Here is a 13,454-nt window from a genome sequence, read left to right as displayed (position 1 = left end):
AGAAGCCGCTTATAAGCAATCTCCCATCCAGTCAGGCGCAGGTGAAGATGGAAGTGCAGTGTAGATAGAAAATGAAGGTGGAATAAGTCAATGCTTGGGTCTGCGCTGAACCTCTTATACATATTCTCCCCATTGCTCAGAATGGTGGGTCCCGAACGGCTTTTCTCCTGAAAGTTCAGTATTATTGCTGTCCATTTCTCGATTGGAAACAAAGTCTTGGTTCATTATGTAAGGGTTCAATGATAAATTATTGAATCCTTAAAATGATGATCACGTTGAGGCTGATTGAACGGGATAATACCCAAAAGGCACTGTGAGAGGTGCACCTGGACGAACCTGTGTGGAAGGAAGAGTGCAGAGAGCGGTTAGAGTCGCAAAACTAGAAGGATGGCGATTGACAAGAATAGAGACAGTCTTATGAGAAGGGATAAGCGTAAAAGGGAATAGAAAGTCCTGACGAGAAGGGAGAATGCGCCAAAGTGAAACAGAGCGACCTGATTAGAAGGGAGAATGCATCAATGGATACCGGAGTAACTCCTGATAGGTTGGGAGAAGACATCTATGACAACCAGAGAAGGGATGGTCCTGAGCGAATGGGAGAATGGTGAAAAGAACAGTGAAGGGTTGAGGAAGGGGCGGGAACTAACCAAATTGCTCCGGGGAGCGGCTTTGTTTTGCAAAACGTAAGGGACTCGTTTGCAAATCGGTACGGGAACAGGTATTCTAAAACAATATAGCATGTATTGTCAATCGCATGGCAGTATACGTAACATGTCGGCCATCTTTAGGCGGAGATCCGGAATACCCGGGCAAAGATGGTGAGGGAGGATGGATATGCAGCGCAGACCAATCTCGCAATTATGGAGTTGGATTGTTATATTCGGATGTTTGTCCACGGTTCTGCTTATCATCGGTTTTGGCTTCGGGGTAGCGGATATTTTGCGGCCGGCGTCTGTGCCGTTCACGGATAAGCCGGAGATGAAGCTGCCTCCTGTTGAGGAGACGAGCCGATCGAAGGAGCTGCTGATAGCGTCGCTCGGCGATTCGCTGACGAGAGGCACTGGTGACGGTACGGGAGAGGGGTACGTTCGCCGTACGGTGTCATTGCTGAAGGAAGGTACGGATAAGCCGGTCACGCTGCTTAATAATATGGGAATTAACGGCTTGAGGGCAGAGCAGTTAGCCGAACGGGTTGAGCAGGAGAGCACCGGGTACGTGCTGAAGAAGGCGAATGTCATTCTGCTGACCATTGGCGGCAACGATCTGTTCCAGAGTGCGCAGAGTGAGCAGATGAGTCCGTCCGCGATGGATGAGCGTGCGCTGCTGGCGAAGACGGAGAAGGGGACTGCAGATCTGAAGCGGATTTTGGAGGGCATTCGCCGTTGGAATAAGGATGCGCTTATCGTCTATGTCGGGCTGTACAATCCGTTCGCGGATCTGAAGGAAATGCGGCAGATCGGGAATACAGTCGTGCAGAAATGGAATGATGAGGCGTTCCGCATCATTAATCAGGACGAGAACATGCTGCTCGTGCCGACGACCGATTTGTTCCAGCACAATATCGGAAGTTATTTGTCTTCGGATCATTTTCACCCGAACGGGGAAGGCTATCAGGCGATCGCGGAGCGCATCGTCCAGAGTATCCGGTAAGGATCGCGTGAGAGGAGGAAGCTTATGAGCATGGATTCATCCATCGTCCTGTCGGTGCAGCAGGTCGTGAAGCGGATCGGCCGCAAGTCAATCATTAACGATGTCACTTTCGATGTGCGGGCAGGGGAAATCTTCGGCTTTCTCGGCCCGAACGGGTCGGGCAAGACGACAACGATCCGCATGCTGGTCGATCTCATTAAGCCGACATCCGGGCGCATTCAAGTGTGCGGATTCGATGTGAATCGCGAGCCGGAGCGGGCCTTGCGCTATGTGGGATCGATTGTCGAGAACCCGGAGATGTATAACTTTTTGACCGGGTGGGAAAATTTAGAACATTTCGCCCGCATGATGCCGGAGCTGGGACCCGAACGAATTCAAGAGGTCGTCGACATCGTTGGCCTGTCCAACCGGATCCATGATCGGGTCAAGACCTATTCGCTCGGCATGAGGCAGCGCCTCGGCATCGCGCAGGCGCTGCTCGGACAGCCGAGGCTGCTTATTCTGGATGAGCCGACGAACGGGCTGGACCCGCTCGGCATCAAGGAGCTCCGCGCCTTCATTCGCGAGCTGGCGGACAGCGGCATGGCCGTGTTCGTCTCCAGTCATTTGCTAAGCGAGATTCAGCTGATGTGCGATCGGGTCGCGATTATTAGCCGCGGGAAGGTGCTGGCTGTCGATGATGTCGAAGGGCTGTTGACCGGAAGGAATCAATTCGTTATCTGGCAGGCACAGCCGGCCGCCAAGGCGCGGGAGATTCTGGAGCGCAGCGGTGCGGTCCGGTTCTACAGCCGGGAAGAGGGCGTCATCGATGCCGCGGCGCTCGTCGGGCTGCCGGAGGACGCGATTTTGACGGAGACGGCTCCGGAACAGATTGCCGGGCTGAACCGAAGCTTGCTGGATGCGGGCATCGAAGTGGAAGGAATCCAACGCATCATGCCGACCCTGGAACAGCTATTTTTGGAAATAACGGAGGGGGAGCGCATTGAGTAGCCTGTTGCCTTTGATTCAGAACGAGACGATCAAAGTGTTGAGGAAGAACCGCTTCTATGTCATCCTGCTTATCCTCATCATTATTATTCCGGTCTTCACCTACGCGCAAATGAAAACCGTGGAAAACAATCGTGAAAAATTCAACCAAGACTGGCGTCTGGAGCTGCAGCAGCGGATTACGGACATCCAGAACTCGCTCGGAAGCGACCGGGTTCCGGAGGAGTGGAAGAAGTACCGGCGCATCGTGCTGCAGCAGCTTCAATATAATCTTGATCATGATATCAATCCGAGCGACCCGAATGGGGTTACCTTTACGCGTACCTTTTTGGATAATGCCGTTACGCTCTTCATTCCGCTGCTTGTCATGGCGATTGCGAGCGACATCGTGTCCTCGGAACGTTCGACAGGCACGATCAAAATGCTGCTGACCCGGCCGATCCGGCGCTGGAAGGTGCTGCTGAGCAAATGGATTGTGCTCATGATGTTCACCGGCATCATCGTATTATTGACAGCGCTGCTGTCTTATCTTATCTCCGGGCTCGTCTTCGGTTACGGCGGCTGGACCTATCCGATATTCACCGGCTTCTCCTTGACCGGAACGGATGTCAATTTCGAGACGGTGCATACGGTGCCTTCCTGGCTCTATATGCTGATGCAGCTCGGACTTGTCTGGTTCTCGAGCATTGTCGTCGCCGCGCTCGGCTTCATGATATCGGTGCTTGTCCGGAGTACGGCGGCCAGCATCGTGACGCTGATGGCAACCTTGATCGCCGGATCGATTCTTTACAACATGGCCTCTTCCTGGCCGGCAGCAAAATATTTATTCATGATTAACCTGAAGCTGACGGATTATTTGGCGGGAACCCCGGCTCCCGTGGAAGGAATGACGCTGCCGTTCTCCCTCGCCGTACTAACGGTATGGGGGGCTGCCGGATTGATTGTCGCATTCCGCGTCTTTACGAAACAGGATATATTGAATTAGAATATACAAGTACTTGTTTTCCTTGTTCGTAAAGATTTTCGGACAAACTTATCAAGAAGGCGTAACATCTGTTTGCATCCGGACGATATACATGGTGGGAGTGTTCTCCTTTCCTACGGGTGCGACAGATTTTCTTTTGATTATGAACAGATGCATTTGAATGAAGGATTGAAGGAGGAGCTGGAATGGTCGAGCAAATCGATTTGTTCAAACAGCTGCCGGGCAACGAGGGAGCATCGGGGAACCGGAACGGGGAATATGGAGCGGACGATATACAGGTACTGGAAGGGCTTGTCGCTGTTCGCAAGCGGCCGGGCATGTACATAGGCAGTACGAGTTCCTCAGGTCTGCATCATCTGGTATGGGAGATCGTGGATAATGCCGTGGATGAGCATTTGGCCAAATTCTGCTCCCAGATCGATGTAACGATTCATAAAGACCAGTCGGTGACGGTCCGTGACAACGGACGCGGCATCCCGACAGGCATGCATAAGACCGGCGTTCCGACGCCGCAGGTCGTCTATACGGTGCTGCACGCAGGGGGCAAATTCGGCGGCGCGGGCTATAAAAAATCAGGCGGCTTGCACGGGGTCGGCGCTTCGGTCACGAACGCGCTCTCGGAGTGGCTTGTGGTGGAGATTTACCGGGACGGACATATTCATAGACAACGCTTCGAATCGTGGACGGATGAGAACGGGACGGAGCATGTCGGGGAACCGGTGACCGGTCTCGAGATTATCGGAAATACGAACAAGACCGGCACGAAGGTGACCTTCAAGCCGGATGCCAAAGTGTTCCATGGCAACATTCATTTGAGCTATGACAACCTGGCGGAGCGGCTGCAGGAGATTGCCTTTCTCAATTCCGGTCTGAAGGTCGCTCTGAAGGATGAGCGGACCGGCAAGGAGGATACCTTCTGCTATGAAGGCGGGGCAAGCGAATTTGTTCGCTTCTTGAATGAAGGCAAGAGCGTGCTCAATGAAGTCGTTCATTTCGCTGCCGAGAAGGATGAGACGGAAGTGGAGGTCGCTCTCCAGTATAATGATGGCTATACGGAGACGATCGCTTCGTTCGTCAACTCGATTCCGACTCGCGGCGGCGGCACGCACGAGACGGGCTTCAAGACCGCCTACACGCGGGTGATGAATGAATATGCGCGCAAGAACAGCTTGCTGAAGGAGAAGGACAAAAATCTCGACGGCAACGACCTGCGCGAAGGCATGATGGCCGTCATCAACGTGAAAATGTCGGATGTCGAGTTCGTCGGACAGACGAAGGATCAACTGGGCAGCGCGTCTGCCCGCAGTGCGGTCGATACGGTCGTGTCCGAGCATATGAGCATTTTCCTGGAGGAAAATCCGCAAGTCGCCCAGATGCTCGTCAAGAAGGCGATCCAGGCCTCCAAGGCGCGCGAGGCGGCGCGCAAAGCGAGAGAAGAAGTGCGCAGCGGAAAGAAGCGGAGCGAGAGCTCGAATCTGAACGGGAAGCTGACGCCAGCCCAGTCGAAGGATTATACGCGCAATGAACTCTTCATCGTCGAAGGGGACTCGGCAGGCGGATCGGCGAAGCAGGGCAGGGATTCGCGCTTCCAGGCGATATTGCCGCTAAAGGGCAAGCCGTTGAATCCGGAAAAAGCCAAGCTGGCGGATATCTTGAAAAACGACGAGTACCGCACGATCATTCACGCGATCGGAGCGGGCGTTGGCACGGAATTCGAGGCGGATGAGAGCAACTACGCCAAGATCATCATCATGACCGATGCCGATACCGACGGCGCGCACATTCAGGTGCTGCTGCTGACATTCTTCTACCGTTATATGAAGCCGCTGATCGACCAAGGCAAGGTGTACATTGCGCAGCCTCCTTTATTTAAAATTACGCATAAAAAAGGGAAGCATGTCTCGGTACGCTACGCCTGGACGGATGAGCAGCTAAGCAACTATATGAAGCAATTCGGATCGAGCGCCGAGATTCAGCGGTACAAAGGGCTCGGGGAAATGAATCCCGAACAGCTCTGGGAGACGACCATGGATCCGGAGACCCGCACGCTGCTGCAGGTTCGCATCGAGGATGCAGCCAAGGCGGAGCGCAGAGTGTCGACGCTGATGGGCGACAAGGTGGAGCCGCGCAAGCGCTGGATCGTGGAGAATGTGGATTTTGCGGAGTTCGAGGAATAGAAAGGTGAGAAACTGATGAGCGTATCGGAACAATTCAAACCAGCGTTTCTGGAAGATGTCGTCGGCGACCGGTTCGGCCGGTACTCCAAATATATTATCCAGGATCGAGCGATTCCCGATGTCAGGGACGGCCTCAAGCCGGTCCAGCGCCGCATTCTGTATGCGATGTATGAATCCGGCAATACGCCGGACAAGCCGTACCGCAAGTCGGCGAAGACCGTCGGGGATGTGATGGGGAACTACCATCCGCACGGGGACGCGTCGATTTATGACGGCATGGTGCGCATGGCCCAGCCTTGGAAGATGGGGCATGTGCTCGTAGACGGGCACGGCAACTGGGGCTCGCAGGATGACGATCCGGCAGCTGCGATGCGGTATACGGAAGCCCGGCTGTCTCCGATAGCGATGGAGCTGTTGAGAGATATTGAGAAGGATACGGTCCAGTTCCGTCCGAACTTCGATAATACGGATAAGGAGCCTACCGTACTGCCCGCGCGCTTTCCTAATTTGCTTGTGAACGGGGTCAGCGGGATTTCTTCCGGCTTCGCAACCGAGATTCCCACCCACAATTTGCGCGAGGTCATCGATGCTTGCACCGCATTGATCGACAAGCCGGCGATGGAGCTGGACGATCTGATGCAGATCGTGCACGGGCCAGATTTCCCGACCGGCGGGATTATTATGGGGGAAGACGGAATTCGCGATGCTTATCGGACCGGCAAGGGCCGCATTTACATTCGGGCAAAGACGGAGATCGAGGATATCCGCGGCGGCAAGCAGCAGATTGTCATTACAGAGATTCCGTATCAAGTCGTCAAAGCGCGGCTTGTCACGTCCATGGAGAACATCCGGCTGGAAAAGAAGGTGGACGGCATTGCTGAGGTTCGGGACGAGAGCGGCCGGGACGGCCTGCGGATCGTCGTAGAGCTGAAGAAGGATGCGGATTCGACCGGAATTCTGAATTATTTGCTGAAAAAGACGGATCTCCAAATCGTCTACAACTTCAATATGGTCGCGATCGTGAACAAGGCGCCGCAGCAGCTCGGCCTCAAGCCGATGCTGGAGCAGTACGTCAGCCATCAGAAGGAAGTCGTAACGAACCGCACCCGTTACGATCTGAACAAATTGGAGGACCGGGCTCATGTGCTTGAAGGCTTGGTCAAAGCGCTCGATATTTTGGACGACGTCATCGCGACGATTAAGGGCTCCAAGAACCGCCAGGATGCGCAAGCTAATCTGATGGACAAGTACGGCTTCACGGAGCGTCAGGCCGATGCGATCCTGACCTTGCAATTATACCGTCTCACCAATCTGGAGCTGACAGCCCTGACGAAGGAGCTTGACGAAATCCGGAAAAAAATTACGGAGTTCCGTTCAATACTGGACAATGAGCGCAAGCTGTTCTCTGTGATCAAGAAGGAACTGAACGAGATTCGCAATAAATATGGCATCGACAGACGGTCAGTCATCCAGGGCGAGGTCGAGGAGATTAAGGTCAACCTGGAAGTGATCGTCAATGCCGAGGATGTCATCGTAACGCTCTCGAACGAAGGCTATATCAAGCGAACGAGTCTGCTCTCGTTCACCCGTTCGGGCGGGGAGTGGGAAGGCTCCGGCGTGAAGGAAGGCGACTATATCCGCCATGTGTTCGAGGTCAATACGTTGGATCGGCTGCTGCTGTTTACGCAGCGGGGGCAATATTTCTCGCTGCCGGTTCATCTGCTGCCCGAATTCAAATGGAAGGATAATGGCACGGCGATCGTGAATGTGATTCCGATCGGGAAGGAAGATCGCATTGTCAGCGTCATTCCTGTCAAATCGTTCGCCGATGAGCACTCCTCCTTGTTGTTCGTCACCCGGCGAGGCCAGGTGAAGCGAACCTTGCTCAAGGAGTATGAGACGAATCGTTCCGGGGCGATCGCGGCTTGCAAGGTCGCGAACGCCGACGAAGTGCTGACGGTGCTGCCGAGCGACGGCTCGCATGATCTCATGCTCGTGACGAAGCTCGGGATGTCCATCCGCTTCGCCGAAGAAGAGGTCAGCCTGATGGGACGGGCCGCCGGCGGCGTGCGCGGCATCCAACTGAAGGAAGACGATGAAGTAGCTGCGGCGATTCAGGTCATTGGAGACGAAGGAGAAATAACGGTCATGTCGGATCTCGGATGGGGCAAGCGCTCGCTGCTGCTCGACTATCCGACCCAAGGACGCGGCGGCAAAGGGATCGCCACCTTCGAGTTCAAAGAGGGCAAGCGGGTGAAACCGAACGGATCCCGCCTGATCGGCGCCTTCTTCAGCAAGACCGCCTATCCGATTACGTTCATTACCGATGCGGGACATGCCCATACGCTGCTGACCGAACAGGCGCCATTGATGGACCGGAAGGCGCATGGCCGCTCTCTCGTGCCAATGGACAAAGGGGAAGAGATCGCAGCGACGGTCGTGATCGGACCGCGCGGGGATTAGTCAAACGGCTTGTGCGGAGGATACAGATCATCATGCATTCGGATTATCCATTCTAATAGGACCCGCAGGGGCACCGGTTCATCGAGCCGGTCGACCCACTGCGGGTCTTGCTGCAAGAATCCGGCCCTCACGGCCTTGTGGATTAGCTCGTCATCGGTGAACTTCATCAGCATTCCTCCTCGCCATTCGGTATGGGATTAGGCGGGACATTCGCCCATGTGCTATCTTATGCGCACCGGGCCCGCAGCGTGCCGAATCGGGCCCGGAACCACGCTGGCAGAAGGGAACAATGGACGCGAGCGTGGCTGGAGTGATGACCGCGCGTGGATCATGTGGTATAATTTACTTGTTTTTGGGAATCGGATATTCTCGTAATTGAACTCGGCACGGAGAAAAGGGGGAAGCAGCGGATATGCATGCAACCGAATTTGCCAAGCTATGGTCGAAGTTGTCGAAGGATTACAAGGGGGTTATGGATGAAGCGCTGGCGCCTAGTCTGACGGAAAGCCAGCTCGTCGTGCTTGAGCTGGTGGCGGAGTACGGCAAGGTGAAGCCTTCCGATCTGCTGCCGCACCTGGCGACGACTCCGGCAGCGATTACGACATTGCTCGATCGAATGGAGAAGAATGCGCTCATTATGCGTGAACGCGACTCGGTCGATCGGCGAATCGTGTGGATTCAGGCTACCCCGTTCGGAGAACAAGAGATGCGGCGCGGCATCGAGATTCGGGAATCGTATTGGAATGATACCCTGCATCGCATCTCCACCCATAATCAGCAGCTGCTCATTCTGCTGCTGGGGAAGCTGGCGAACAAGCCGGCCGCCCCTGCACCCGATACGGAGGCGGTAGCGGCCGGTACGAAGCGTTGAATTCCCGAGAGGCTGGAAGCGCCGCGACGTTCGCGCTAGCGGGCCGGCAGTGCCTGCAGCAGCACCGGCACCTCGGACATGGAAGAGACATGTCTGGCTGCCCGCTGCTTCATGTTGGACATCTGCTGCCGTTGCTGCTTGGTGAACCGTGTATCCGTTTTATCCTTCAAGACTGAGGATAGAGGAATGACGCTGTATTTACGTTTTTCATGCGGCCCATTAATATGCACCCATGTCGGCTCAGCCGAAATTTCCTTCAGCTCGATTGTTCCTTCCGGCATATGCATCTCAATTGTGACACCGAAGATGACACCGACATCTTTGCCGTCTCCCCGTTGATTCGATATAAAGTTGCCTAGTGAATAAATAATAAGTCCCTCCCGCGTCTGGCCGTGCTTATCTTTGACGGTCAAGCGCTCATAAGGCTGAAGCACATGCGGGTGCGAGCCAAGAATGATGTCGGCTCCGGCTTGGACGAGCTTGCGCGCTAGCCGGGTCTGTTCTTTGTTCGGATTCGGCTCGTACTCGGTTCCGAAATGCAGGGCGATGACCACGACATCGGCCCCGGCCGAACGGGTCTTCTGAATATCTTCAATCATGCGCTTTTCGTCAATGAGGGAGACGAGGTACGGCTTATCCTTAGGAAGCGGGATTCCGTTCGTTCCGTATGTATAAGCAAGAATACCCATCGTTATCCCGTTCTTGTCCATCAATGTCGGCTGCTTGGATTCCCACAGGGAAGCCGAGATGCCCTTCGTGACGAGGCCGCGATCCTTGAGCACTTCTCTCGTTCGCAGCGCTCCGCGTTCCCGCCGGTCCAATGTATGATTGTTCGCGGCGGTGACGATGTTGAAGCCGGCATCCTTCAGCGCGTCGGCCAGCTCGGGCGGGGCATTGAACATCGGGTAGCCCGTATACACCTTCTCGCCCCCAAGCAAAGGGGTCTCGAGATTTGCCCAGCACCAGTCGGCTTCCTTCAGTATCGGCTTCACGTTCGTGAAGAACCCGCGGAAATCATACTGTCCCGTCTTCGGATTCAGATATGCCGGGAACTGCGGCGAATGCATCATTATATCGCCTACAGCCAGGAGCCTTCCGCTCAGCGTATACGGTTCGGCTTCAGCGGCGGGCTCTTCCGCTTTCGCGGCGGTGTCCGTCTCGTCCATCTCGTCCGTCTGGCCTGTCTTGTCTGCCGAGGCAGGCACCGCTTCCTCGAATGTGTCCTCGTCCGTCTGCTTCTCCTCTCCGGCCTCCAGCGCGGCTGCCTGCCCCTGATGGGCATGAGGATTAGGGGCGAGAGATCCGCAGGCGGTCAGCAGCAGGATGACCAGCATTGCATAAATGAATCTCTTGTCGAATTTGAATCGATACTTGTTCATCATATGCCACTCCCTTCCCTTAAGACGCAGGCAGCATCAGCCAAGGATGCTGTCCTTCCATATGGTCCAAGGGTATTCATGAGGCGGGGTGGAATAGAACTCCAACTCCGTCTTCGTAACCGGATGGGCAAAGGTCAACCGCCGCGACCATAGCGCGAGCTGCTGTCCCGGCCGATTAAGCTCGGCCCCGTACTTCTGATCTCCGTATAGCGGGCAGCCCAACTGCTTCATCTGCACGCGGATCTGGTGCGGTCTCCCGGTGTGCAGCGCGATCCGGACAAGCGACATCCCTTCGGCGCTTCCAAGCACGTCATAGTCGAGCACCGCTTCCTTGCCTCCCGCCGTGCCGGGCGGCACGACGCGGACGGTATTGGTCCGGGCATCCTTGAGCAGTGTATGCTTCAAGGTGCCGTGCCGGGAGGCAGGGACGCCATGCACGACGGTGATATACTCCTTGCCCAACTCCCGCTTGCGGACCGTATCGGACAGCCGGGAGGCCGCCTTCGATGTCTTCGCGAACACCATCGCGCCGCCGACGGGACGATCCAGCCGGTGAACGAGGCCGAGATATACATTGCCCGGCTTGTTGTGGCGTATCTTCAAATCCTGCTTGATCGCCGTGAGCATGTCCATATCCCCGGTATCATCGGCCTGAGACAGCAGATTCGGCGGCTTCACGACGACGATGACATGATTGTCTTCGTACAGGACGTCTATGTTCGGCACCGGAGTCACGCCTCCCAGCGGCCCAGGATACCGCATGGAAGCACCAGTCCGGACTGCGTGATTGGCAGTCCGATCTCGCCGCTTGTAATCTTTCCTCCGTACCGCTTCTTCATCGTCATGCTGAGCATATTGTTCAGTACGGACGGGGAGAGCCCGGTCGTATACGAGTTGATTAACAGGAACAATGGGGTGTCCGACATAATTTTCATGCAGGAGGCCAGGAACGGATACAAGCTCTGCTCCAGCTTCCACGTTTCACCGCCAGGTCCTCTCCCGTACGATGGAGGGTCCATAATAATGGCATCATACTTGTTGCCGCGGCGCTCCTCCCGCTGCACGAATTTGAACACGTCATCCGTTATGAAGCGAACCGGACGGGAGACAAGGCCGGACAATTGCACATTTTCTTTGGCCCACTGCACCATCCCTTTGGCGGCGTCCACATGGCATACTTCTGCACCCGCATAAGCGCATGCGACGGTCGCGCCGCCCGTATAGGCGAACAGATTCAGCACTTTGATCGGGCGGTTCGCTTGCGATATTTTTTCCATCATCCAGGCCCAGTTCACCGCTTGCTCCGGGAACAGCCCGGTATGCTTGAAGTTGGTCGGGCGGATATGGAACTTCAAGTCGCGGTACTGTATCGACCAGCGTTCCGGGATCGGCTTCTTCATGTCCCAGCTGCCGCCTCCCGAAGAGCTGCGGTGGTAGTGGCCGTGAACCTGATGCCAATGCTTCGCTTCCCGTTCGATAGGCCATATAATTTGCGGATCCGGGCGGCGCAGGATAACATCGCCCCAGCGCTCCAATTTCTCACCGTTCCCGGTATCGATGACCTCATAATCTTGCCAATCTTTTGCCATATACATATCGTGCACTACTTCCTTTCTGACTTCAGTCACTAAGCGTTATTGTACTATAACCGAACGGCGGGCGCCAGAAAATCCGCATGCAAACATGCCCGCATGGCTTCATCGGCTTCATACGGGCAACTTGCGCCGGTTTTATTCATATTGAAACTTGTAGCCTACGCCTCGAACGGTGACGATATAACGGGGGTGGGCGGGATCGCGCTCGATTTTTTTCCGCAGATTGCTAATGTGCACCATCAACGTGCGCGTGTCGCCGAAGCTCTCGGAATTCCAGATATGCTGATACAGCTGTTCGAGCTTAAATACTTTGTTCGGGGATTTGGCGAGATAGGTCAACAGATCGAATTCCTTCGCGGACAGCGAGACCGTCCTGCCGCCGACCTTCACGTCGTGGCTGAGCAGATTGATCTCGAGTTCGCCATAATGCAATTGGTGGGCAGAAGGTGAAGGCAGGATAGAGTAGGATTGCAACGTTCTGCGCAAGTGAGCCTTGACTCTGGCCACCAGTTGGCCGGGGCTGAACGGCTTCGTGATATAATCATCGCCGCCTACGGTCAGACCCATTATAATATCTATGTCCTCGCTTTTACAGCTGATAAACAGGATCGGGACGGAGGAAGTTTTGCGTATTTCCTTGCACACTTCATAGCCATCCAGCGACTTCAGCAAAATATCGAGAATGATAAGATCCGGATTGGTCTCCTTGACCATATGCAAGGCAGAATATCCGTTATCCGCCACGAAGACCTGGTACCCTTCTCGCCTCAAATACAGCGAGATAAGCTCGGTGATTTCCCATTCGTCATCAACGATTAATATCCGTACGTCATTCATTACCGGTCATCCCCTCCGCTCTTCTTCCCATTATAGCGAATGTTGTCAGATGATGACAATCTATACATGCGTTTTCATAGGAATAAGTGGAGGCGAGCGGCCTCCATCTCGCGGCCCGAGCAGGGTAGGGGCGTTCCGACATAAAACGGCGCCTGTCCGATGTGAGGACAGACGCCGCGATTCAGGTTCAGGCGAAGTTCCCTATTCGATTCAAGGCGGAGGACATGTCCAGTCCGGCTCAATACAGTGACAGCGCGAGCGAGTCCATCTCCCGCTTGGAGTGCAGGATCGCCTCTGACCCGATGATCTCGATGCTGATCAAGGATTCGAGACAGGTCTTGATGGCTTTCTTGCCTGTACGCACCTTCGTATTCAAAGCTTCCATTAATAACGAGAATGTATTTTTGTGCGATATATTTGTGCAAAACACGGGAATTTTACGCTCCTGAAAATCGATAAAGACAGTTTTCATCTGTAACGGACCTCCTTCAACTTCTGATTATTTCCGTT

Annotated in this window: 12 protein-coding genes; 6 read left to right on the top strand and 6 right to left on the bottom strand. The window is 54.8% G+C overall.

Annotated elements, in window-relative coordinates; all coding sequences use genetic code 11:
- Positions 1-834 precede the first annotated feature (834 nt).
- From FLT43_RS04990 to gyrA, 5 genes are all read left to right on the top strand, one after another.
- Positions 835-1,650: a GDSL-type esterase/lipase family protein gene (locus tag FLT43_RS04990; RefSeq protein ID WP_087441860.1), complete on the top strand. Its 816-nt coding sequence runs from the start codon at positions 835-837 to the stop codon at positions 1,648-1,650.
- 24 nt (positions 1,651-1,674) lie between these two features.
- Positions 1,675-2,640 (top strand): ABC transporter ATP-binding protein, encoded by a 966-nt coding sequence (locus FLT43_RS04985; protein ID WP_087441859.1) that lies wholly within the window; start codon positions 1,675-1,677, stop codon positions 2,638-2,640.
- Positions 2,633-3,622 carry an ABC transporter permease gene (locus tag FLT43_RS04980; protein WP_087441858.1) on the top strand — a complete coding sequence of 330 codons (990 nt, stop codon included), beginning with the start codon at positions 2,633-2,635 and terminating at the stop codon, positions 3,620-3,622. The genes FLT43_RS04985 and FLT43_RS04980 overlap by 8 nt, the downstream gene beginning before the upstream one ends.
- A 185-nt stretch (positions 3,623-3,807) precedes the next feature.
- Positions 3,808-5,799, top strand: coding sequence for a DNA topoisomerase IV subunit B (parE, locus tag FLT43_RS04975; protein ID WP_087441857.1), 1,992 nt, complete (start codon positions 3,808-3,810; stop codon positions 5,797-5,799).
- Between the two features lie 15 nt (positions 5,800-5,814).
- Entirely contained in the window at positions 5,815-8,262 is a 2,448-nt protein-coding gene (gyrA, locus tag FLT43_RS04970) for a DNA gyrase subunit A (protein WP_087441856.1), read from the top strand.
- Here the strand turns inward: gyrA and FLT43_RS29230 are convergent.
- The gene (locus tag FLT43_RS29230; protein WP_164776607.1) at positions 8,259-8,429 is read right to left on the bottom strand and encodes a hypothetical protein; all 171 of its coding nucleotides are present in this window, start codon (positions 8,427-8,429) and stop codon (positions 8,259-8,261) included. The two genes, gyrA and FLT43_RS29230, sit on opposite strands and share 4 nt — an antisense overlap.
- 245 nt (positions 8,430-8,674) lie before the next feature.
- Here FLT43_RS29230 and FLT43_RS04965 point away from each other — a divergent pair, with 245 nt between their 5' ends.
- Entirely contained in the window at positions 8,675-9,133 is a 459-nt protein-coding gene (locus FLT43_RS04965; RefSeq protein ID WP_087441855.1) for a MarR family winged helix-turn-helix transcriptional regulator, read from the top strand.
- 35 nt (positions 9,134-9,168) lie between these two features.
- On the opposite strand, the gene FLT43_RS04960 is transcribed toward FLT43_RS04965, so the two are convergent.
- From FLT43_RS04960 to FLT43_RS04940, 5 genes are all read right to left on the bottom strand, one after another.
- The gene (locus FLT43_RS04960; RefSeq protein ID WP_087441854.1) at positions 9,169-10,512 is read right to left on the bottom strand and encodes a CapA family protein; all 1,344 of its coding nucleotides are present in this window, start codon (positions 10,510-10,512) and stop codon (positions 9,169-9,171) included.
- A 36-nt stretch (positions 10,513-10,548) separates the two neighbouring features.
- A complete protein-coding gene (locus FLT43_RS04955; protein ID WP_087441853.1) occupies positions 10,549-11,274 on the bottom strand; it encodes an RluA family pseudouridine synthase in 726 nt (241 codons plus the stop codon).
- Positions 11,244-12,107, bottom strand: coding sequence for a class I SAM-dependent methyltransferase (locus FLT43_RS04950; protein ID WP_087441852.1), 864 nt, complete (start codon positions 12,105-12,107; stop codon positions 11,244-11,246). Before FLT43_RS04950 ends, FLT43_RS04955 begins: the two co-directional genes overlap by 31 nt.
- Positions 12,108-12,242: 135 nt before the next feature.
- Positions 12,243-12,944: a response regulator transcription factor gene (locus FLT43_RS04945; RefSeq protein WP_087441851.1), complete on the bottom strand. Its 702-nt coding sequence runs from the start codon at positions 12,942-12,944 to the stop codon at positions 12,243-12,245.
- A gap of 238 nt (positions 12,945-13,182) precedes the next feature.
- On the bottom strand, positions 13,183-13,416 hold the full coding sequence (locus tag FLT43_RS04940) for a 3-dehydroquinate dehydratase (protein WP_087441850.1): 234 nt from the start codon (positions 13,414-13,416) through the stop codon (positions 13,183-13,185).
- Between the last annotated feature and the right edge of the window lie 38 nt (positions 13,417-13,454).

The sequence above is a fragment of the Paenibacillus thiaminolyticus genome (assembly GCF_007066085.1).
Classification (GTDB): domain Bacteria; phylum Bacillota; class Bacilli; order Paenibacillales; family Paenibacillaceae; genus Paenibacillus_B; species Paenibacillus_B thiaminolyticus.
Note: the sequence above shows the minus strand (reverse complement) of the source record. Positions and strands in the feature narration are given on the sequence as shown.

Coding starts and splice junctions, on each gene's coding strand:
- FLT43_RS04945 (WP_087441851.1), bottom strand. CDS start 12,944: ATGAATGACGTACGGATATTAATCGTTGATGACGAATGGGAAATCACC.
- parE (WP_087441857.1), top strand. CDS start 3,808: ATGGTCGAGCAAATCGATTTGTTCAAACAGCTGCCGGGCAACGAGGGA.
- FLT43_RS04965 (WP_087441855.1), top strand. CDS start 8,675: ATGCATGCAACCGAATTTGCCAAGCTATGGTCGAAGTTGTCGAAGGAT.
- FLT43_RS04940 (WP_087441850.1), bottom strand. CDS start 13,416: ATGAAAACTGTCTTTATCGATTTTCAGGAGCGTAAAATTCCCGTGTTT.
- FLT43_RS04985 (WP_087441859.1), top strand. CDS start 1,675: ATGAGCATGGATTCATCCATCGTCCTGTCGGTGCAGCAGGTCGTGAAG.
- FLT43_RS04950 (WP_087441852.1), bottom strand. CDS start 12,107: ATGTATATGGCAAAAGATTGGCAAGATTATGAGGTCATCGATACCGGG.
- FLT43_RS04960 (WP_087441854.1), bottom strand. CDS start 10,512: ATGAACAAGTATCGATTCAAATTCGACAAGAGATTCATTTATGCAATG.
- gyrA (WP_087441856.1), top strand. CDS start 5,815: ATGAGCGTATCGGAACAATTCAAACCAGCGTTTCTGGAAGATGTCGTC.
- FLT43_RS29230 (WP_164776607.1), bottom strand. CDS start 8,429: ATGAAGTTCACCGATGACGAGCTAATCCACAAGGCCGTGAGGGCCGGA.
- FLT43_RS04990 (WP_087441860.1), top strand. CDS start 835: ATGCAGCGCAGACCAATCTCGCAATTATGGAGTTGGATTGTTATATTC.
- FLT43_RS04955 (WP_087441853.1), bottom strand. CDS start 11,274: ATGCGGTATCCTGGGCCGCTGGGAGGCGTGACTCCGGTGCCGAACATA.